Source organism: Streptomyces sp. NBC_00876, from assembly GCF_045207435.1.
GTDB lineage: Bacteria > Actinomycetota > Actinomycetes > Streptomycetales > Streptomycetaceae > Streptomyces.
Genome location: NZ_CP108800.1, coordinates 8,423,969 through 8,444,291, shown reverse-complemented (window position 1 = coordinate 8,444,291; position 20,323 = coordinate 8,423,969). Strand labels below are relative to the sequence as shown.

The window sequence follows — 20,323 nt, the reverse complement described above, 5'->3', positions numbered from 1 at the left end:
TGTGGAGACCGTGTTCCCGGAGCTGACCCCCTACCGAGCCCGGACGACCCGGTTGCACCCCCGACCGGGGCGGCCCGGCATGCACGACAGTCACGTCGGCGGGCCGATGCTGTGGCCGGACGGCGATCCGTGGCCGCTCTGCCACGAGCCGCACCAGCGCGAGAGCGAGGGGTACGCACCGGAGGAGATCCGCCGCGCCCGGGCCGCAGAGGTCTGGCCGCCGAGCCGGCCATGGCCCTCCGCCGGAACTCCTGGACTGGACGGATCGGTGCCCTTCCTGGGGCTGGCCCAGTTCTTCCGCCGTGACATCCCGGGCCTCGCCTGTGGGCCCGACGGCGCGGACCTGGTGCAGCTCTTCCGCTGTCCCTTCACCCACGGCCCGCACCTGGAGCGCCGCTACCACCTGCGGTGGCGACAGGCGGGGCAGACCGAGGACGCGGAACGCTTCCTTTCCGACCCGCCCCATGTGCCCCTGCTTCGATGGGAGCACGAACTCCCCGAGCCGTGTGTCCTGCATCCGGAAGAGGTGGACACCCATCCCTGGGCGGAGGACGATACGCTGCCCGCCTCGCTGATCGTGCGCATCGACGCATGGGACGACGCCCAGGTAGCGAAGCACGGCCCCGACACCCTCAGCTACCAGTTCGACCTGTCGATCCCTCCCGGCTGGCGCGTCGGCGGCTTCCCCAGCTGGGCGTCGACGGGCCCGATGGCCATCGACTGCGCATCCTGCGCAACCCCCATGCGGCTGCTGCTGACGGCCGAGGGGTACGAGATGGACGCCGGCTCGCACAGCTGGGTGCCACTGGAGGACCGTGACCCGACCCTGAGTGGGAAAGCATCGATCCGGGGCGGCCGAGCCGTTGCCCAACCCACTGGGCTCCGCTTCGGCCGGGACCGGGACCTGCACGTTTTCACCTGCCCGGCCGACCCCGGACACCTGCCCAAGTGGGTGCTCTCCTAAGCCGTTTGACGGCTTCTCCGCACCACGCCAAGTGGTCGGCTCGATGGGCCTTGACCGGCTTCTTGTGCGGGCCGGTCGCCTGTGTCTCCGTGGCGGCCGAGCCCGACTGCGGCCGGCTCGTCGACGTGATTGCCCTTGCGGCTGCGTGCCGCCGCAGCGCCTGAGAGATCGGAGTGCCGGTCATTGGCGATGGCGACGGCTCCCCCTTCGTCCAGGCGCAACGAGCCGAGGACCGCCTGGCCTGCATTCCAGACCTGGGCGGTCTGGGGTTCTGCCCCACCGAAGTCATCGGCCTCGATGTCAACCATCGGTCCTGTCTCCGAGCACGCGGTCGGCTGGCGATCAAAGCCCGCCGGCTGCGCGATCAACGATGTGTCGGACCACTCGCTCGTCGAGTGCGCGGGGTGCGCCGTGGGGCGTATCCCGCTGAGTGGTGCGGGTCGCGACCATCGCTGCGGGAGACCCGGTAGAGCACGCATGGGCGAAGCGGTCCCTCAGGCACACTCGGATCGTCGAAGTCGTCGGCCGGGTTCCGCGTCATGCCGATACGGCGCATCACGGCCTGGGAACGAAGGTTACCGACGGTCGTCGACGCAACCACTTCGTGCAGACCCAGGGCCTCGAAACCGAAGGCCAAGCAGGCCAGGGCGGCCTCGGTGGCGTAACCCTGACCCCAAGCCGAACGCGTCAACCGCCAACCGATATCCACACCGGCGAACGGCATGTCGTCGTCCACCGCGTCCAAGCCGGCACGACCGATGAACTCACCGGTACGGCGTACTTCGAGTGCCCACCACCCAAAGCCCCGCTCGTCGAACTCGGCCTGCATGCCTGCTGCCACGGCATCACTCTGCCCCCTCGTCAGCAGCTCCCCCAGGTACTCGCGGACTTCAGGATCGGCGTTCATCGCCGCCCACGGTTCGAGGTCGGACTCCCGCCAGGGACGAAGCAGTAGACGATCGGTATACAGCTCTGGCATGCACCCAGCCAACCCGACCCGAAGCACGACGTCGATCGGATATACGGGCCGTGGCTGCTACACCACCGGGCGCAGCCCCCATCAAGCCAAGCCGTCACGCGGGCCGGGTCCTCGAAGACGTTGCGGATAGGGAACTGTGGCGAGACTCTTTGATGGGCTGGTCAGTTGATCGGACACGCCTGCCCGGTTAGTGATCACAGAAGCGATGTGGGGCCGGATCGAGCCGTTGATGCCGGGATCCGGTCCGTGGGCGACGGTGGGCTGACCACCGCCGCACCCTTGAGGCCGTTGCGTGGTGGTACCGCACCTGCCCAGCGGGCTAGGGTCTTTTCAGGCCGCTCACAAGGGCTTGATCAGGTGGGCCGTGGACGGTACGTGGACGGCACGTGGGAACGCATCCTCACAGCGGTCCTTACTGCGGCGGACGAGGACGACGCTGTGGGCTGGACGGTCTCGTCGGATCGCGCCTACTCGTCCCGCGCGATCCGTGGACGCCTTCGGCGTCGAGGCATCCGGGCTGTCGTCCCGCAGCCCCCCGACCAGATCGGTCACCGTTTACGGCGAGACCGCGCCGGAGGCCGCCCGCCCGCCCGGCTTCGACGCCGAGCGATACAAGGAGCGCAACGCCGTCGAGCGGTGCATCGCTCGACTCAGGCAATGGCGCGGCCTGACCCTACGGACGGACAAACTCGCCATCACGTACCAGGCCGCACTCCACGTCGCGTCCATCTTGATCCGGGTCGGGCGCTGAGCAGGTCGCTGGACCCGGACATGCGGATCGTCAGTTGCCGAGTGCCGGCCTGATACCGAAGACGCCGATGACGGTGCCGGTGATCCGGTCGAGCAGTCGGCGGGCCTGGGGCTTGCGGAGCCACCCCTGCAGGACGCGAGCGAAGCCGATGAGGACGGCAGACCAGAGCAGACCGATCAAGATGTGCACCGTGGTAAGCAGGAGACCCATGGTGAAGTGGCCGGTACCTGAGGGGATGAACTGAGGCAGGACAGCGACGTAGAAGGCGCCCATCTTCGGGTTCAGGAGGTTGGTGAGCGTCCCCTGCCGCCAGCCGCCGCTGACCGAATCCGCGCCGGCGGCCAGAACAGAATCGTCCGTGTTTGTCGGAGGCAGCCCCCGGAATGTGTCCCGGACCATGCGGAACCCCATCCAGATCAGGTAGGCGGCGCCGATCCAGCGCAACGCGGTGTAAGCGAGATGAGAGGCCGTGAGAAGCGCCGTCACTCCGAGGGACGTAAACGCACCCCACACCATGGTGCCGGTTTGGATCCCGAGGACGACGCCCCAGGCCCTCCTGCGCCGGCCAAGGGCCGACGTGCGCAATATCAGCGCCGTGTCGAGTCCGGGAGTCAGAGTGAGAAACCCTACAACTAGGGCGAAGTACCACAGGGCGGAGCTTATTGCCATGGAATGCCGGCTCACCCCGCCAGATCGCCCGCCTTGCCAGTGGGTCCGGCGGATCTTGAGATGTCGAGCTCCTGATCCAAAGCGGCAGGCTCCAGCTGCGTATCGTCGGCGGACTGCAGTCGTTCAGCGCCAGGTCGCGCAGGCAAGCGCCGGCCGCCTCGATCTCGTTGTCGTACGCGTTCACGACGACGCACGGGGGGGTGGACACCCCGAACGAGGACAACGGCCAAGAGTGAGCTTGTCGGGAACCAGGAACAGGGCTCCTTCCGGCGCGTCGGCCGGTTCCGATCCGTACGATTCTTCGCTGTGCGTGATCCTGAGCTCCGACGTCTGCGCCCGAAACTGACGTACTTGTGACTGAGCGATTCAGTCGGCCCCTGAGCGTTGTACGTGGCCCGGCTGAGCGTGACGGTTGGCCCGGGCCGTTCGCGGGTGGCGCTCCGCCGATCCGATCGGATGCAGCGGCATGGGTTTTCTCGGTACTCCACAGCGTGGCCGATGAGTTTTTGGCTCCCGGCCAGTCCAAGCTCGTGACACCCCAGGAAAGGACAACCGCCATGTCTGAGCTCCTCGTCGACTTCATCACCTCCCTCGACGGCCACGCATCAGGAGAGGGATGGCCCGGGTTCTGGGGCCTTGAGGGCCCGGAGTACCTCTCATGGCTCGGCGAGCAGCCCGAGGTCACCTACCTGATGGGAGCGAACACCTACCGCCTGATGTCGGGCTTCGCCGCGGGCAAGGTCCCGGATGGCCAAGACGAGTTCAGGCCCGAAGAGGAGGCGTCCGTCGACGAGCTCACGCAAGCGTCCAAGATGGTGTTCTCCTCCTCACTCGAGAAGCCACTGACGTGGGCCAACTCCACGCTCGTCCGTGAAGACGCCGTCGAGACGGTCCGCGCCATGAAGTCGAGCGGCTCGGGGATCCTCAGCACAATCGGCAGCCTCAGCCTGTGCCAGTCCCTGCTACGAGCAGGACTCGTCGACCGCTTCCGGGTCGTAATGTTCCCGGTGATCACCGGGTCCACGGGCGAAGAACGCATCTACGACGGCTATCCGGACGTCGCCCTCGACATGATCGAACACCGCACCTTCGACGGCCGCATCCAACTGGTCGAGTACAAGCCCCGCGTGCTCGATCACCCGCCGCTCGGCGTCCCTGCGTGACGCCGCCCCGTCCGCCGATCTGGACGCCGCCCGGCCGGCGCCGGCGGGTGCGGAATAGGACCTGACAGGGGGCGAACGGCCAACGTCAGGACGCGCCCGGTCCACCTGGCCCCGGGTCGTCGCAGGGCAGCCCACGTACGCCCTCCCAGGCCGAAGTCGCCTCCTCCGCAAAGATCCACCTTCCGGATGCGCCGCTGGACGCTTCCTCGGCAGAGCCTCGCGAGCTGAGCGCTCTACATGGCCGATGGGGCCAACTGAAGCGCTCAGTCACAGTAACTGCGACTGAGCGCGGTGGATGACACTTGAGTGCTACGTTGGCCCATGTGCGCGCCAGGTGATCTTCGGGCCGGCGCAGCACCCAGGTTGGCAGGCCCGCGTGGGCCGCTTCGGGGGCCCATCTATCCTGGCCGGATGACGGATGCGGGGGAGTTCCGAGTCGGTGACGTGCTGTCGGTTGCCTGCCCCTTCACGGTGACCAGGGTCGAGAGGGACGTCACGTGGGATCACGTGTCGGTGCGATGGCCCTGGTGGGACATCGACAGCGACAGCGAGTTCGCCCAGTGGAACGGAATCGTCGCCCTCGGCGTGGGCAGCGGCGAGCACGTCGCGCCTGAGGTGAAGGCCGAGCTGTTCCGAACGGATCCTCCGCCCGAACAGCTGAAGGCAGGAGACGTTTGCCAGGTCGGCGTGCCACCCACCGTGGTGCATGTGACGGCTGTCGATCACCACGATCCCCCGCTGGAGACGCCCTGGCTGCCGCATCCCACCCAGACTGTGACGGTGCTGCGCCGAGGTCTGCCCTATCGCGAGTTTCCGGATGAGAGCCATCTCGATGGCTCGGGGTACACCATCCACCCTGGCGACGGGATTCCCTTCGTCTTCGAACTGTTGATGCGTCCGTACTCGTTTCTCCAGGTGGGCGACGAAGTCGCCGACGCCGTCGGCCGGGCATGGCGGTTCGACGGGCCCTGGTGCTGGACCGCCTTCGATCGAGAGTCGGACGGCGCGGTCCCTGAGTGGCCACTCGTTCTGCTCACCCGGGCAGGAACACCGTGTTTCGTCCAGGACGCGGAGGCAGTGGCTGCGAGCACAGTCAGCCGTTCGCACGAGGAGACCGTTCGAGACTGGATGTCGCTCACCGAGGCTTCGCCTACACCCTGACCCCACGGGACGCCTGCGGCATCTCTCAACTTCGAGAGGAGAGTCCCGCCCTCGCCGCCGAACACCGCCACGAACTGACCGTAACCGCAGACACGGAGCCGACTTCGAGCGTGCAGAGCGCTGCCTGCGCTCGCCGCCCGCCAACGCCGACACACTGCGCGGCGCGGACTGCTGGCTTCAGGGACCGACTGTAGCCACGACCCGCTCCGTCCCGCGTGAAGTGGTGTGCGAGGGCTGATGGCCAGAAGCGTCGACCAGTGCCGGCACTCCCGTTTGGGTGAGCGGGGCCGGGGCGCCCGCTCCGGCCCCGCTCGCCCGGAAGCTTCCTTTCGGCGGCTCCGATCCCGGAGGCCGGAACGGATCAATCGGGGTGCGTCAGTCGATCGGCGTTTCGCGTGCCCCGGACGCGAGGGGCGCCGGTTTCGCCTGAGGAGAGTTCGTACCCCCGAGAGGCAGTCGCCGGTCGGTCGCCCAGACAGCGAGCGCGCAAGCGGCGAATGCCGCTCCGAGGAGGCTGGACCCCGCCCAGCCGTGGGCGGCGAAGACAGCCGTGGTCGCGGCTGCGCCGACGGCGGAGCCGAGGGAGTAGAAGACCATATAGCTTCCGATGATGCTGCTGATGCGGTCCGGATGCGCGGTCGTGAGCAGGTGCTGGTTGCTCACGTGCACGGCCTGGACGGCGAAGTCGAGAAGCACGATTCCGACGATGGGCATCCACAGGGACCAGGGCAGTTGCGTGATCGCCGCCCACGAGAGGATGAGCAGGGCGAGCGCGAGACCGGTGACCGGTGACGCCCGCCCCGCGTCCGCCCATCGCCCCGCGCGTGCAGCACCGAGTGCGCCGGCGAGGCCGACGAGGCCGAACAGTCCGATCTGGCTCTCACTGAGCTGCCAAGGGGCTTCCGCCAGCGGCAGGGACAGTCCGCTCCACAGAGTTCCGAACGACGCGAAAAGGAAGAAGGCGATGAGTCCGCGGGTCAGAAACAGGCGCTGCCTGAACAGTCCGCCGAGTGAGAAGACGGCCCGTCCGTACCCGGCGGGCCGACTACGGCGTTCCTCCGACGGCAGTACCCGGAGTACGAGGACCGCGAGCGCCAGCGCCAGTACGGCGAGCACGAGGTATGCACTCCGCCAGCCCCACATCTCTGCGAGTGCGCCTGTCACTGCTCGGGCACCCAAGATGCCGACCACGACGCCCGACGTCACTACGCCGATGTTGCGCCCGCGTTCGGCGGGCAACGAGACGGACGCGGCGTAGGCGACCGAGGTCTGCACCACAACTGCGAACATCCCGGACACAGCGAGCCCGGCGAACGCCACCCAGGAGGCCGACGCCGAGGCCGTCAGGATCATGCCCGCCCCCATGATCGCCAGATGCAGGGCGATGAGCCGGCGCCGGTCGACCACGTCACCGAGCGGTACCAGCAGTACCAGTCCCGCCAGATAGCCGATCTGGCTGGTGGTGACGATCCAGCCGGCGAGTCCGGGCAGTACACCGAGATCGCGTCCCATCGGTGCAAGCACCGGTTGTGCCGCATACACGCTCGCCACAGCGACACCACACACCATCGCGAGCAGGAAACGCCGCCACGTGGTCATGACACCAACTTTGATTAGTAGCAAATTGAAACCGATCGAACGGTACGGCATTATGGTTTCAAACCGCAACTCAATGGGAGGTCTCATGCCACGCACCACGGCGCGCTCCACGAAGCCCGAGTGGACCGACCCCGACTGTCCTGTCGCCCGGACCCTCGATCTCGTCGGAGACAAGTGGAGCCTTCTCGTCATCCGCGACGCGATGGACGGGGCGCGATCGTTCACCGAGTTCCAGCGGCGCACCGGCATCGCCCGCAACATCCTCAGCGACCGACTCCGCAAGCTCATCGCCCACGGGCTCCTGGCCCAGTGCACCGCACCCTCGGGCCGCCGCCAGGAGTACGTCCTCACCGACAGCGGCCGCGACCTCTTCCCCGCCATCCTCACGCTCCGGCAGTGGGGAGAACGGAATGCCTTCGCGCCAGGCGAGCACCACTCCACCCTGGTCGATCAGCACGGCACACCGGTGCCGGAAATCGTGCCGACCGGCACCGACGGCGCCCTCGTCGACGCCGGCACCTCGCACGTCCGGAAGACCCCATAGGCCTGCTCCCGCCCCTGTCCCCAGGAGGGACGCTCCTCGCGCACCGCCGGCCCGAGTCACGAACGCCGGCCGACCCAACGGAGCCGCCGCCTGGATCCGTCGGATGAGCGCGCCTCCGGCGGAGGGAGGCGGCGCCGCCCATTCATCCGGAGCAATGGCGTGGTCTGGCCATCCGGACGGGCACGCTCGCTGTCGCTGACCGGGCTGCGCTCAGTTCGCCGCCATCCGCCTCTGGACGCGGTGCTGCCCGAGCCGCACGTTCATCAACTGTCGTAGAAGAACAGCTCAAGATCCTCCATGGATCCTGGCCCGGTCAGGAACCCCTCCGCCTGGGCGATCTCCGTCTCCGGTGGCACCCGCCCCTCGCGAAGAAACTCCGTCATCCACTTCTCGCCCTGCTCGCCGATCGCGTAGATGCCGGACAACAGCTCGGGCATACCGGCAGGATGCTTCGGGCTGCGCCCGGCAACAGGCTGGAGCTCCCACCCTCCCGCCCGGGCGGCAAGCCGGAGCACCCCCGCCCAATTGGCGATCCGCCCGATACGGACGTGCCACGAGTCCTCGGTGAACGGCGCAAGCCGGCCCCCGTGCAGGGCGTTGGTCGCGGCCATGATGTCCGCAACCACCTGCCGCTCCACGGCATCGCGAGCCCAGTGGCCCTCCTGCGCTTCCTCAATAGCGGCCCCCCACCACGCCCACGCGTCTTCCAGCCGAGCTGTGAATGCATCCATCCCGAGAGAGTCCCACGCGTGTCCTGCCGCTGCCGTGGCCAGCCCAAGTGCCTCAGTTGAGTCAGCCCCGGCTACAGCCGGCGCAGGAGCCGGGTCAGGTCGGCCCGCTGTTCGCCGGTGAGGTCTGCCTCCAGCATCTCCGACAGCCGGTCGACGAAGTCCGATGCCGCGGACGCGGCCTCCCGCTGCCGGTCGACCAGCTCCTTGAAGCCGGGCGGGGCCATGGGCGGAGGTTCGTCGGCGAGTTCCTCGTCAGACAGCAGTCGCCAGGTCGGCTCGTCGGTGGGGTTCATCGGGAACCACCGGATCTCGAAAGCCGGGCTCGCGGAACCGCCGCCGAAGATCCAGAGGAAGGCCTGGTACCACCAGGGTGCGTTCGCCTGGATCGGCACGGTGATCGCGCTGGGTGGATCGTTCTGGCTGGCACCGACCTGCACCGTGGACGCCCCGCCCAGAACCAGTTCTGCTGTGTGGGGTCGGAGATGCCGACGTAGGCCAGACTGGGGCTCGCGCCCTCCGGCAGTGCCCGCGCCATCACGAAGCCGTCTGTGAGGGCCTGAATGCCGATCGGCTTGTTCGGCGCCAGCGATCTGGCGATCAGGACTCCCTGGCCGAGCAACGACACCGGGCCGCCGCCGTTCAGCGCGCCGTTCACGGTGGCCCCGTTCAGCGTGCTGCTGCCCTCGACGCGCAACTGCCCGGTCACGGTGGCCTGGCTGAGGGTGGTGGGCTCGATGACGTTCAGTGTGCCGTTCACCGTGGAGTCGGCCGCGGTGAGCGTGCCGGTCTCGGTGCTGCTCAGGGTGGTGTGGCCGTCCACGTCGAGGGGGCCTGTGACGTTCACGTAGATCGCGGCGATGCTTCAGGTAGAAGCCGGGATCGACCTTGCTCAGTGCGAGGGAGCCTGCCCGCCATTGGAAGGTCGACGGATCGGATGAGGTGTACTGACGATGTCCACCGCGTGAGCACCTCGGTCCAGAACTTCTCGGAGTCCGCGGGTCCGAGGATGTCGAGAACGTGCCACCGGCTCCGTCCCCGGGATATCAGCAGCCACCACCCGGCCGCACGAGGAAGAAGGAGAGACCAGCATGGCGATTCAACGGATGGACAACGTCGGCATCGTCGTCGAGGACCTGGATGCCGCCATCGCGTTCTTCGTGGAACTCGGTATGGAGCTGGAGGGCAGGGCCGAGGTCGAGGGCCTCGTCGCCGACCAGTGCACCGGACTCGACGGCGTCCGCTGTGACATCGCCATGGTCCGGACCCCGGACGGTCACAGCCGGCTCGAGCTGGCGAAGTACCGCAGCCCCGCGGTGATGAGCGCCGGTCCGCGCGACCGGCCGCACAACATTCCGGGCACGCACCGCGTCATGTTCGCCGTCGACGACATCGAGGACACCGTTGCCCGCCTGCGTCCTCACGGCGCTGAACTCGTGGGCGAGATCGCACGGTTCGAGGACAGTTATCTGCTCTGCTACATCCGCGGCCCGGAGGGCATCATCGTCGGACTGGCCGAGCAGTTGCACTGAGGAGGAGGAACCCGGCCGTGCAGCCGGACGCGATCATCGAGGTACTGAACCGCCCGATCAGCCAGGGGCCGCCGGCCCGTGACGCGGCCCGCCCCGCCCCGCCTCACCTGCATCGCCACGGACGGATCTCCGCGCAACGCTCCGATCGAGGCGACACCGGTCATCGGTGGTACCCCGCAGGTCGGGGCGCTCGGCCACCAGCGCCGCGTCAGCTGCCGGGTTTCACAGCTTCGCACCGAAGTCCTGGGTCCACCAGGGCCCCCCGGGGCCCTGGTGGACGCCTATGCCGATGTCCTTGAAGGAGCAGTTGAGGATGTTGGCGCGATGGCCGGGGCTGTTCATCCAGGACTGCATCACCGATTCGGGAGTCTGCTGGCCTCGTGCGATGTTCTCGCCGTACGTCGACCAGCGATATCCGGCATCGGTGACACGCCGGCCCGGGTCGGCCCCGTCGGGATTGGTGTGCTCGAAGAAGTCACGGGCCGCCATGTCGTCGGAGTGCCGCTGTGCCGCGTCCGTGAGCTGCCCGTCCTCCGCGACCGGCCCGCACCCGGCCGACGCCCGCTCCTTGTTGACCAGGGCGACGACCTGGTCCGTGGTGCTCGCGGGAGCCTTCGGCCCGGCGGAGGCGCTCGGCACACGCGGAGCAGCCGTCTTCCCCGGCGTCGGCGCGACCGTGCTCCTCGGATTCCGGCTGGGGGTGGCGGTGGCGCTCTTCTTCGCGGAGGGCGAGGCCGGCTTCGGCACCGAGGGAGACAGCGAGGGTGCCGGCGCGGCGGATGCCGCGGTATCGGAGGCCGACAGGTCGGCGACGGGTCCGGTCGACGTGCGCGCCGTGGTGTCGCCGTCACTCCCGGCTCCGGGCCCTGGGGACGCGTACCACAGGCCCCCACCGGTCATGCACGCTGCCAGCACCGCACCGCCGACGGCCCGGCGCCGGTTCCGGCGGCGCCGGCGCGCGTCGGCGCGAGAGGTGATTCGGCCTCGCGACCGTCGTCCGCCCGGGGAGCGGTGCCGGCCGGGCAGGGCAGGTATCGCCCCGTCGCTCACCCCCGGACCGAACGCCCGCGCGGCGGCGACGGGTGTCATCCCCCCGTCCCGGGCCGGCCACAGCCCGAGGAGCGCCGCCGACACCGGGACCAGCGCCAGGCCCGCCAGCAGTCCCTCGGCAGGCATCATGCCGCCCCACATTCCGGCGCACCGCAGACAGTCACGGGCGTGCCGGGCTATCCGCTTGCGCCACAACGCCGAGGGACTGCCGTCCCATGTCGCGAGTACGCTGCGGAGTTCCCGGCACGACGGCTGCGCGTCGAGCGCCCGGACGACGACGCGGGCGGTCTCCAGTTGCGCCTTCATCCGCTGCACCCGGACCGCGGTGGTCTGCGGCGACAGTCCGAGTGCCCCGGCGACCTCGCTCCGGGCGAGCTCCCCCGCGCATTCCAGCCACCACAACGACAGCAGGCTCCGGTCGTCCGGCTCCAGCCACCGCGTCGCACGCGCCGTCTCCTGGCGCTGCCCGGACAGTTGCAGGCGCACCATCGTCAGATCGACGAAGTCGGCCCCGGGATCGGCGACCTCCCCGGCCTCCTCCAGTGTGCCCGGCGCGCCCATGCGCTCCTGCCCGTGCGTGCGGACGCGATTCATGGCGATCGCCACGAGCCAGGAGCGGAAGCTCTCCGGGGTCCGCAGACCGCCCAGGCCGTCCAGCGCACGGAGCATGGTGTCCTGCACCACGTCGTCCACGTCCGCCGAGCCGTTCAACGCGCGACCCACGATGTTGTAGAGGAGCGGCAGGTACGCGCTTGCCAGTGCGTCCTGCGCAGCCACGTCCCCGTTGCGCGCAGCGGTCACCATTGCCACCGTGTCCGCGGTGTGCTGATCGCTCATGAAAAAACTTCCCCGTCCATTAGGCCGCTGATGATGCCCGATGACTGGGAGACCGCCGCAGGCGGCTCTCATAACAGTTCTTCCGGTCGCGATTTCCGGCCCGCGCCCTTGCGTGGCTGCCCGGCGGCCGCGCATGTGACCGGCCGGGCAACAGCGTCCGTACGCTTCGGACTCGTACGATCAGAGCTTCTCTGTCAGCAGCTCGTGGATCGTCGTGATGAACGGGTCCGTCCTGTGCACCCGCCGGGTGCACATCGCCGCCACCGCGGTACCGGTGTCCGGGCGGAAGCCGAGGAACATCTGCTGTCCGAGCGTGGCGCCCGCGTGGAAGCAGACCGGCCCGCGCGGTGACAGATGGTGGAACCAGGTGAGCGTGTGCGTATGGGCGTGCCCCAGTCCGCGGCGCAGCAGCGGGCGCCGTACGTCCTCGAACGCGGCGGTCAGCGGGGGCGTGGGCGCGGCGGCCGCCGGGAGGTGCGCCTCCAGGAACGTGAGCAGGTCCGGGGGCGTCGCCCTGACGGCTCCGGCCGCGTTGAAGCCGCCGGTGTCCAGCGGAGGCAGGGATGTGCCGTCGCGCCGGTGGCCCACGGCGTCGCCGGGTGGCGGGCCCGGTCGCAGTCGCGTGCCGTGCAGACCGAGCGGGGCCAGTACCTCCTGCTGGAGCAGCGCCTCCCAGGGCGTACCGGTGGCGGCGGCCAGGGTGTGGCCGAGTACGGAGACCGCGAAGTTCGAGTAGTGCCAGCGGGTGCCCGGCCGGTGGCGCGGGCGGGCGCGGAGGAAGGCCCGGACGACTCGGCCGGCCGGGTAGCGGCTGTAGGGCGCGGTCGACCACCGCGGCAGCGCCTGCGGGTAGAAATCTGCCGGCAGGGCGGGGAGGCCCGAGGTGTGGGTGACCAGATGGCGCAGGGTGATGGCGTGCACGGAGGGATGCACCGGGTGGCCGGGGGCCAGCAGTTCGGCCGCCGAGTCCTCGTACCGCAGACGGCCCGCCGCGACGAGTGCGGCCAGGAGCAGCCCGGTGAAGGGTTTGGACGCGGAACCGAGCTCGTAGCGGGGTGCGTCGCCCGGCTGCACGCCTCCGTCGAGCCGGTACATCCGCCTGCCCCCGTGGCTGAGCGCGATCACGAGGCCGGGTGCGTCGATGGTCCGGGCGGCGTCGGCCAGCAGCCGGGCCCTCCCGCCGTCACCCCGGGACGGACTGCCGGCGGAGGCCCGGCGAACCTCCTGCGGGGCCGTCACGCGGGGGCCGGGGCCGCGAGGTCCGACAGCGCGCGGGACAGCGCCAGCGCCGAAGCGAACGCTGCCACCAGCGTGGGGTGGTAGACGAGGTCGAAGACGGACTCCTCGTCACCTTCCGGCATGCCGCCCATCACCGGCATCGCTCCGTCCGGCTGCTGGGCCCCGGCGAATCCCTCCCAGGCCGCCTGGTCGAGGGCCGGCTCCGGGAGGCATGCGTCGACAACGAGCAGTTCACCCAGCAGGTCCCAGCGCCCGAGGTCGAGCCAGTCGTCGAGCCACACCGGAAGCCAGAGGGCGAGGTAGTCCGCCACGTCGGCGGGCAGCCCGGCCGGGTTGGCGCCCCAGTCGGTCAGGTGGAAGACCGTGTGGGTGATGTCGTAGCCGATGTTCCCCTCGACGGTCCAGGGCTCGGGCCGTCGGGACAGCCAGGTGCGCCGGTACGCCTCGTCGAGGGGCATGCTCGGCTCCAGTCCGAAGCGACGCTCCATGGCGCTGAGTCCGAGCCGGCGCACCGGGACGACCTCCAGCGCGCCCCAGCTGCTCAGCCGGTGGTTCAGCCGGACAGCCGCCTCCAGGGACGGTTCCCGGAACCCCAGCTCCCGGAACGGTACGTAGACCTCCATCGGTACGGGACAGAGCGGTTCGCGCCGCTGACCGTCGAGCAGGCGGCTCCCCGAGCCCAGCAGTTCGTGCCAGGCGTGGTCGAGGAGCTTGCGCGCCAGGGAGGCCTGCCGGGAGCCCGCGACCCCTTCCCGGAAGATGACCTTGCTGATGAGCGCCAGTTCGCCCAGTGGCTTGAACCGGTCCAGGACCCCCACCTCGGGGGGCGGGTCGTCATCCAGCCGGAACCCTGCGCGGTGCTCGTACAGCCATCCCAGGGCCCGCGCGCCCACGTCATGGATCTGCTGGATGCCGCTCATGCGGCAACTCCCTTCGTGCGGCTGGTGCGGAGCCGGGTGCGGCTCATACGGCGGCCGCCCCGGTGACCGCTGCGGCTCCATCCGCCCGGTGCGTGGTGAGCCGCTTGAGGCACAGTGCGGCGGCGAACGCGGTCACCAGGGTGGAGTGGTAGCAGGCGAGGAAGGGGTACGGGTCCGGCTCCGCGGCCGGTCCCGCTCCCGCATCGCCCGGTGAGGCGGCCTGCACGGTGGGGCCCGTCTCCGGTACGGCACCGCTCGGGGCCTGCGCGGTGGCGAGCGCGGGCCAGGCCGCGTCCAGCAGGTCCGTGGGCGGCGTCCCCGGCAGGGCCGCGGCGACCGCGAGCAGTTCGCCGGTCAGGTCCCACTGCCGGCTCTCCAGGCATCCGTCGATCCAGGGTGGCAGCCAGGCCCGCAGATAGGCGTCGATGTCGGCGGGCATCCGCTCGGGGACACAGCACCAGTCCGTGATGTGGAAGACGGTGTGGGTCAGGGCGTAGCCGGAAGGCCCCTCGAACATCCACGGCTCGGACAGCCCGCCCAGCCAGGTGCGCGCGAGGACCTCACCGGCGTCGGCGTGCGGGGCGGTGCCGACCCGCCGCTCCGAGTTGATGAGTCCCAGCTCCCGGTTGGCGTGCTGCTCGGTGTGGGCCCAGCCCCTGGTCGCGGAGAGCGTCGCGGCCAGACGCTCGAAGCCCTCGCTGCGCAGTCCGTATCCGGCGAAGGCGGCGTAGATCTCGTACGGGTACGCGGCGAAGGGCTCGCCGCGCAGCAGTTCCAGCAGCAGGTCACCGGAGTGCACCTGGTCCCACGCGAACGTGATGAGGTCCCCGGCGGTCTCGTGTTCAGGGGTGTCCGGGGCCGTGCTGCGGCGGATCGTGGTGCAGAGCTGGGCCAGTTCGCCGAGGGGTTTGAGGGTGCGGTTGACCTCGGTGTGCGGCTCCAGTACGTCCGGGGGGAGCACGAAGCCCGAACGGTGTGCGTCGGCCCAGCCGAGCGCCTTGCGCAGTACGCCGGGCAGGGCGGACAGTGCCGCGCCCGCCCTGCCGCCGGGGGCGGTGGCCACCGATGCCGTCACCGCGCCCGCCCCTCGGCCATCAGCCGGGCCGCCCGCACGTGCAGCGCGACCCGGGGGTCGGTGCCGCCCATGAGCTCGACGAAGTCGAGTCCGCGGTCCAGGCCCAGGCTGTCGGGCCGGCCGTCCAGCGCGGCCAGCCAGCGGCCGGCACCCGCCGCCTGGAGCCAGTTGCGCCGCCGCACCGCGCGGACGAACCCGCGGGACAGGTCCACGACCCGGTGGGCGGCGGCCCGGTGCACGGCCGACGAGGCGGCGGGCACGGCGAGCGGGGCCAGCACGGAGAGCTGATGGGTGAAGGCCTGCCAGGGGGCTCCTTCGAGCCACGCCGCATCCGGCTCGTCGGTACCGGGTGCGGCGGCCGGCGGCTGACCGGGGGCCGATGCCGTCCGGTGCAGGGCGGACATCATGCCCCAGTGGCTCCAGGCCGCGGCGTCGGAGGCGTCGGGCCGGGGCGGGAACTCCCGCACGGCACGGTCGAGCACGGCGATGTCTCCGGGGTGCGGATGGCGCCCGTACAGCACACTGGGCAGAAGCAGATCGGCTCCGATGACACGTACCGCTGCGATTCCCGTCCGGTTGTCCTCGTCGATTCCGGCCGCGCCGCAAACCGTGGCGAGGTGGTCCCCGCTCCGAAGAGCGAGGACCACCTCTGTTGCCAGGTCATGCACGGCACCCGCGAGGGGGGACGAAGCATGTGACTGGTCCATGTGCTGCCGACTAGCCCTTCTTCGGGCGCGGGGTCGGCGGCGAGAGCAGCAGCGCGGAGCCGCCTCCGAGGAGGGCGAGGTACGCGCACTCGCGGGAGTCGCGGTAGAAGCCTTCGGCCTCGCCCGGGTTGAGCGCCTCGTCGAGGTCGAGCTCGATGTCGGTGGCAGTGGATTCTGTCTTGTACATGGGTGTTGCCCCGTCCTGTGGGAAGTGGGGGTTGCCGTACGTTTCGAGTGGAATGCAAGAAATGCGAAGCCGCAAACCAGACGGGCCGGCCAGATAATTTCCCCATTCAATTGAATGGTGAATTCAAGGAATTCCCAGCAAGGCGCTGACCTGGCGTAATGCGTATTCCGCTCACCGGACTGGGGGTAGTGCGCGGGGCGCATCCAGCGTGCCGGGGCGTGCATCGGGCGATCGATCGCCGCACGTTCTTGTGGGTACGTGCCCGAGGGGCCGAGCGGACGGTCACCGAGTGGCGCGCGGGAGCTCCGCGCGCGGCAGCCGCCTCCACCGCGACGGGCCCCGACCCGGCCTGCTCAAGGCCCTGGACCCCACTGATCCGGATGAGCTGTGCGCCGGCCTGCCTGAGCGCGGCCGGCTCGCTGTCGTCGACGGCCGGGCGGCCGGAAGCGGGGTGCCCCCGGCCTCGCACGCAAGGATGCGGGGCTGCATTTCTGTGCCCGTGGTGCGGCAGAACCGAGCCGGCCCTCACCCAGCCATCGGCCACCGTGTCACCGGTACCTGTCGCCGTCGCGTACTGATGCGAGGGCGTCTGTCACCAGGCCGTCTGTACGGTGACGCGGCGCAGGGACAGCCGGGCAAGGCCGTCCCTGCCGCCTGGCGCCGCTACGTCCACGACACGGCGACGTACTCGGGTATGAGGTCGGACTCGGGCACGACCACGCGCGAGAGATAGCGGCGTTGCAGGTCCTCGGGTCCCTGGTTCTCGAACTCCGCGCCGAGCAGTGAGGTCAGCTCGTCATCGGTCAGATAGGTGGCTTCCTCGGGGACCGAGCGGCTCCGGAACCAGTCGCGCTGATCAGCGAGTACCCGGCTCTCCGCGGCCGCCGCCGGCCAGTAGCTGACGGCGCTCACCACACAGTTGTCGAAGCCCGCGCCAAGGCCGACCACTGCACGCGCGTCCTCGGGAGGCAGATAGAAGACCACGCCCTCGGCCACGTATGCCACGGGCCGACCGTCAGCGAACTCGTTGACGAGCGAGATCAGTTCGCTGCGTGCGGACGGATCGTTGAGGTCCACCGGCGCATGCCGGACGTCACGCTCCGGCAGGACACCTGACGCCACCAGTTCCGTCACACGCTGCTGCTTGGCCCGGACCAGATCGGGCAGGTCCACCTCCAGCGCAGCCCTGAACGGAAGCAGCCACGGGTACGACGAGAAGCCGGCACCGCAGTTCACCAGGATCGTGTCGGGATCCTTGCGCAGCGCGGCCCCGAGGGTGTCGGCGACGCACCGTCCGCGCAGCGACACGACCAGGTCATCGTGCTCGTACACCACTTCGGCGAACTTGTCCCAAAGACCGCGCACCGCAGGCCGCTCACCATCCGGCATCCACGCCGCCGCGAGCGGGTCCCCGGCGAGATCAGGCCGTCGGGCCCGGGATTCGTTGACAAGGTAGGCGGTCGCCTCAACTCCACGATGCATGACTGCATACTCCCGGGGTCATGGATGGTCTCACCGCGTGATCCAAGTTCACTCCGAGTCCTTATGCAACTCACTTTAGGTAAAGGGATGTTGGCACTCACCGCAGGTCACGCGGAGACGCCTCGGGCGGGAGGGCGCTGCTGCACCGAGGCGCCGTCCCGCCACCGGTCTCTGCTCTCCGAGATCGCGGCCGACCGTCGGCCGCTCCCCCGTAACGCACCGGCCCGAGGGCGGTTCGTGGGGCCCCAGGTCACCGCACCGGCCGTCGGAGGCGTTCCGTAGGATCCGATCGTGACGACGGGAACAGGGACGACGGAGACAGGTGTGCCGGGGGCAGAGTGGGGGCCGCCGACCGAGGCCGAGCGGCTGCTCCACGAGACGGCGGCAGCCGGCAACCGGGACGCGATGCTGGACACCCTGGCCAGGAGCAGGCTCTTCGTGCTCGTCGCCCGGCTGCACGCGGACACTCCCGGCTTCACTCCCCCGCTCACCGCACAGCCGGATCCCGCGACGCCGGGCCGGATGTGCGTCACCGTGCTGACCTCCGGCACATTGCCGCCCTGGCACCCTGACTGGGTTTTCGAGGTGACCGGCCTCGACGAGCTCGCGCGCCGCTGGCCGAACGGAGTGCGGTGGCTGGGAATCAATCCGGGCACGCCGTATGCCGTCACTCTCGAGGCCGGCCCGGGACGTCGCCGGGCGTGGCAGAAGGCCCACGCACGGTCCGGGGGGCCGCAGACCGGGCTGCTGCTGACCCATCGGGCCGGACCGCTGCACGGACCGCTCGCACACGGACTGGCCCTCGGAGCCCATCTCGCCGTGCACAACAGCCTCGTCTGGAACGACCTGGGCGCCACCTACGAGGGGTACTCGACCGATCGCGCCCGGCTTCGCAATCCCTGGGGAGTGCTGGACCGCGCGGCCTACCGGGAGACCCTCGAAGCACTGCTGGCCACCCGGCTCGTCGGCCGTACCTACCAGTCGGTGCTCCGGATCCGTCGCACCCTCGCCGGGCGCCTGGGCCGCAACCCCACGACTCCGGAGTGGTCCGCCGCGCTCACCGATGCGCTGACGCGCCGCCAGTCGACACCGTCCGAGGCGGCCGAGGCCCATGAGGCACTGGGGCTGACCATCACGTACGAGGGCAGGCTCCGCGCGGATGGCGCTCTCGGCGCCGACGAACGGGTCGACACACTGGCCGCCTTCGACTACGGGCGGGCCGTCAACGTCGTACGGCTCGCGCTGGGCGCCCGCCTCTGCGATCCGCGCGAAGCCGAACAGACCGTGCTGCGGATCGGCGCTCTGGCCGGGCAGGAATACAGTTCCTGGGCTCAGTTCTCGCTCGGCTACTCGCTCGCCCGTGTGTTGCACTTCGACGCGGACGATCAGTCCGGGGTCAAGTACGGGCAGTCACTCGCACAGCACAGCATCCTGACGCAGGACCCCAACAGCCCCTACCGGAACATCGCATGGTCATGAATCCACTGCCCTCCCACCCCGGCCACCCTGCCCACGGCGTCCCCTGGATGTCGCCTTCGGTGACGGAACATCTGCTGTACGAGGCGGGAGTACGCGGTGACTCGGAGGCCCAACTGCGGGTGCTGGCCGGCGAGGAGCTGTACATCGTTGCGCCGAAGTCCGAGGTGGACGCCGCGCCCGACATGATCACATGGCGCTCGCTCCGGGACGAGGCCGGTCGGAGCTGCCGGCCGGTGCTCACCCGAGGGATGCTGCCGCCATGGCATCCGGAGTGGGTGTTCCACGCTGTCTCCCTCAGGTGGGTGGCGGAGTTCGACTGGCGCGATCCCTATCAGCTGCTGTCCGTCAACACGGGCACTCCCGCCCAGATACTCTTCCCGGCCACGCCCCCGCACCGCGCGATGTGGCGGCGCTACCACGCGGAGAACGACCGCCCGAGGAACGACCGTCTGATCGCGTTGCGCCACGGCGCGCTGCACGGTCCCCTGGCCTACGGGCTGGCGTGCGGGGCGCATCTGGCGGTCGGCAACGGCGTGCCCTGGAACGAGGTGGGCACCGCCTACCACGACTACTCGCGCGAGCGGGAACAGCTCAGCGACTCATGGGGCATCACCGAACCGACGGGCTGGCGGAGGCAGTTGGACGCTCTCCTGGATGCGCGCAACAGTCCCGCCGAGCCTGATTTCGCACTCCGGGTGCGTGAACAGCTCAGGGCCGGGCTGGGCGAGCAGCCGTCTGCGGACCTGTGGCGCGAAACGGCCGCCGGGCATGCCCAGGACATCGGGGTGGGCCACGACACGGTCAGGGACATCGAGGAGCTCGTACGGCGCATCGTCAGGTACGAGGCCCGGTTCCGCGCCGACGGGCTGCTGCCGCCGGACGGCCGGGTGACCACGACCGTCGCCTACGACTACGGGCGCGCGGTGAATCTGGCCAGGTGGGGGCTGTCCGCCCGATTCTGCGTTCCGCACGAGGCGGAGCAGGCCGTCGTCCACGCCGGTGCGCTGAGCAGATCGGCCTACCGGTCCTGGGAGGACTTCTCGGCGGGGTACGCGCTGGGCCGTGTGCTGCGGTTCGACGGCGAGGACTACGGCGCCTACTACCGGAGCAATGTCACGGCGCACCGTCTGCTGACGGAGAGCGAGGGCAGCCCATGGCGGAACATCTCCTGGCGCTGAGCCTGCCGACCACTTCTGTGGCGTTGCCGACGATCCGGCGGTCGGGCAGTCCGGCGGTCCTGGCGCAGACCCACCGGAT

At 69.9% G+C, this 20,323-nt stretch carries 21 protein-coding genes and 1 pseudogene; 9 read left to right on the top strand and 13 right to left on the bottom strand.

Features of this window, described 5'->3' with window-relative positions; all coding sequences use genetic code 11:
- Positions 1 to 79 precede the first annotated feature (79 nt).
- Positions 80 to 964 (top strand): hypothetical protein, encoded by an 885-nt coding sequence (locus OG782_RS36815; RefSeq protein ID WP_406458672.1) that lies wholly within the window; start codon positions 80 to 82, stop codon positions 962 to 964.
- On the opposite strand, the gene OG782_RS36810 is transcribed toward OG782_RS36815, so the two are convergent.
- Positions 961 to 1,272 carry a hypothetical protein gene (locus OG782_RS36810; RefSeq protein ID WP_406458670.1) on the bottom strand — a complete coding sequence of 104 codons (312 nt, stop codon included), beginning with the start codon at positions 1,270 to 1,272 and terminating at the stop codon, positions 961 to 963. The two genes, OG782_RS36815 and OG782_RS36810, sit on opposite strands and share 4 nt — an antisense overlap.
- Positions 1,273 to 1,328: 56 nt before the next feature.
- A complete protein-coding gene (locus tag OG782_RS36805) occupies positions 1,329 to 1,943 on the bottom strand; it encodes a GNAT family N-acetyltransferase (RefSeq protein WP_406458668.1) in 615 nt (204 codons plus the stop codon).
- A gap of 205 nt (positions 1,944 to 2,148) precedes the next feature.
- Between OG782_RS36805 and OG782_RS36800 the strand changes: the two are divergent.
- Positions 2,149 to 2,694, top strand: a pseudogene (locus tag OG782_RS36800) (transposase).
- Between the two features lie 30 nt (positions 2,695 to 2,724).
- Here the strand turns inward: OG782_RS36800 and OG782_RS36795 are convergent.
- Entirely contained in the window at positions 2,725 to 3,363 is a 639-nt protein-coding gene (locus OG782_RS36795; protein WP_406458666.1) for a LysE family translocator, read from the bottom strand.
- 557 nt (positions 3,364 to 3,920) lie between these two features.
- Between OG782_RS36795 and OG782_RS36790 the strand changes: the two genes are divergently transcribed.
- Together OG782_RS36790 and OG782_RS36785 are read left to right on the top strand one after the other, a co-directional pair.
- On the top strand, positions 3,921 to 4,526 hold the full coding sequence (locus OG782_RS36790; RefSeq protein ID WP_406458664.1) for a dihydrofolate reductase family protein: 606 nt from the start codon (positions 3,921 to 3,923) through the stop codon (positions 4,524 to 4,526).
- A 411-nt stretch (positions 4,527 to 4,937) separates the two neighbouring features.
- A complete protein-coding gene (locus OG782_RS36785; protein ID WP_406458662.1) occupies positions 4,938 to 5,687 on the top strand; it encodes a hypothetical protein in 750 nt (249 codons plus the stop codon).
- A 375-nt stretch (positions 5,688 to 6,062) separates the two neighbouring features.
- On the opposite strand, the gene OG782_RS36780 is transcribed toward OG782_RS36785, so the two are convergent.
- Positions 6,063 to 7,286, bottom strand: coding sequence for an MFS transporter (locus OG782_RS36780; RefSeq protein ID WP_406458660.1), 1,224 nt, complete (start codon positions 7,284 to 7,286; stop codon positions 6,063 to 6,065).
- 85 nt (positions 7,287 to 7,371) lie between these two features.
- Between OG782_RS36780 and OG782_RS36775 the strand changes: the two genes are divergently transcribed.
- Positions 7,372 to 7,830, top strand: a complete 459-nt coding sequence (locus tag OG782_RS36775; RefSeq protein WP_406458658.1) for a winged helix-turn-helix transcriptional regulator — start codon at positions 7,372 to 7,374, stop codon at positions 7,828 to 7,830.
- Between the two features lie 263 nt (positions 7,831 to 8,093).
- Here the strand turns inward: OG782_RS36775 and OG782_RS36770 are convergent, their stop codons facing one another.
- The gene (locus tag OG782_RS36770; RefSeq protein WP_406458656.1) at positions 8,094 to 8,561 is read right to left on the bottom strand and encodes a hypothetical protein; all 468 of its coding nucleotides are present in this window, start codon (positions 8,559 to 8,561) and stop codon (positions 8,094 to 8,096) included.
- A gap of 71 nt (positions 8,562 to 8,632) precedes the next feature.
- Positions 8,633 to 8,953, bottom strand: a complete 321-nt coding sequence (locus tag OG782_RS36765) for a hypothetical protein (RefSeq protein WP_406458654.1) — start codon at positions 8,951 to 8,953, stop codon at positions 8,633 to 8,635.
- Positions 8,954 to 9,121: 168 nt separating this feature from the next.
- Here OG782_RS36765 and OG782_RS36760 point away from each other — a divergent pair, with 168 nt between their 5' ends.
- Together OG782_RS36760 and OG782_RS36755 are read left to right on the top strand one after the other, a co-directional pair.
- Positions 9,122 to 9,409, top strand: coding sequence for a hypothetical protein (locus tag OG782_RS36760; protein ID WP_406458652.1), 288 nt, complete (start codon positions 9,122 to 9,124; stop codon positions 9,407 to 9,409).
- 240 nt (positions 9,410 to 9,649) lie between these two features.
- Positions 9,650 to 10,090, top strand: a complete 441-nt coding sequence (locus tag OG782_RS36755) for a VOC family protein (RefSeq protein ID WP_406458650.1) — start codon at positions 9,650 to 9,652, stop codon at positions 10,088 to 10,090.
- A 222-nt stretch (positions 10,091 to 10,312) separates the two neighbouring features.
- Here OG782_RS36755 and OG782_RS36750 read toward each other — a convergent pair whose 3' ends face one another.
- From OG782_RS36750 to OG782_RS36720, 7 genes are all read right to left on the bottom strand, one after another.
- Positions 10,313 to 11,977 (bottom strand): sigma-70 family RNA polymerase sigma factor, encoded by a 1,665-nt coding sequence (locus OG782_RS36750; protein WP_406458649.1) that lies wholly within the window; start codon positions 11,975 to 11,977, stop codon positions 10,313 to 10,315.
- 180 nt (positions 11,978 to 12,157) lie between these two features.
- Positions 12,158 to 13,216, bottom strand: coding sequence for a serine hydrolase domain-containing protein (locus OG782_RS36745; protein WP_406458647.1), 1,059 nt, complete (start codon positions 13,214 to 13,216; stop codon positions 12,158 to 12,160).
- Complete coding sequence (locus tag OG782_RS36740; RefSeq protein ID WP_406458645.1) at positions 13,213 to 14,136, bottom strand: DUF6895 family protein; 924 nt, start codon at positions 14,134 to 14,136, stop codon at positions 13,213 to 13,215. The genes OG782_RS36745 and OG782_RS36740 overlap by 4 nt, the downstream gene beginning before the upstream one ends.
- Before the next feature lie 43 nt (positions 14,137 to 14,179).
- Positions 14,180 to 15,211, bottom strand: a complete 1,032-nt coding sequence (locus tag OG782_RS36735) for a DUF6895 family protein (protein WP_406458643.1) — start codon at positions 15,209 to 15,211, stop codon at positions 14,180 to 14,182.
- A complete protein-coding gene (locus tag OG782_RS36730) occupies positions 15,208 to 15,918 on the bottom strand; it encodes a hypothetical protein (RefSeq protein WP_406458641.1) in 711 nt (236 codons plus the stop codon). The genes OG782_RS36735 and OG782_RS36730 overlap by 4 nt, the downstream gene beginning before the upstream one ends.
- A gap of 10 nt (positions 15,919 to 15,928) precedes the next feature.
- A complete protein-coding gene (locus tag OG782_RS36725) occupies positions 15,929 to 16,105 on the bottom strand; it encodes a hypothetical protein (RefSeq protein WP_406458639.1) in 177 nt (58 codons plus the stop codon).
- Between the two features lie 663 nt (positions 16,106 to 16,768).
- The gene (locus tag OG782_RS36720; protein ID WP_406458637.1) at positions 16,769 to 17,587 is read right to left on the bottom strand and encodes a class I SAM-dependent methyltransferase; all 819 of its coding nucleotides are present in this window, start codon (positions 17,585 to 17,587) and stop codon (positions 16,769 to 16,771) included.
- A 291-nt stretch (positions 17,588 to 17,878) separates the two neighbouring features.
- Between OG782_RS36720 and OG782_RS36715 the strand changes: the two genes are divergently transcribed.
- Both OG782_RS36715 and OG782_RS36710 read left to right on the top strand, forming a co-directional pair.
- A complete protein-coding gene (locus OG782_RS36715; RefSeq protein WP_406458635.1) occupies positions 17,879 to 19,066 on the top strand; it encodes a DUF1266 domain-containing protein in 1,188 nt (395 codons plus the stop codon).
- On the top strand, positions 19,057 to 20,244 hold the full coding sequence (locus tag OG782_RS36710; RefSeq protein WP_406458633.1) for a DUF1266 domain-containing protein: 1,188 nt from the start codon (positions 19,057 to 19,059) through the stop codon (positions 20,242 to 20,244). The genes OG782_RS36715 and OG782_RS36710 overlap by 10 nt, the downstream gene beginning before the upstream one ends.
- The last annotated feature ends 79 nt before the right edge of the window (positions 20,245 to 20,323 follow it).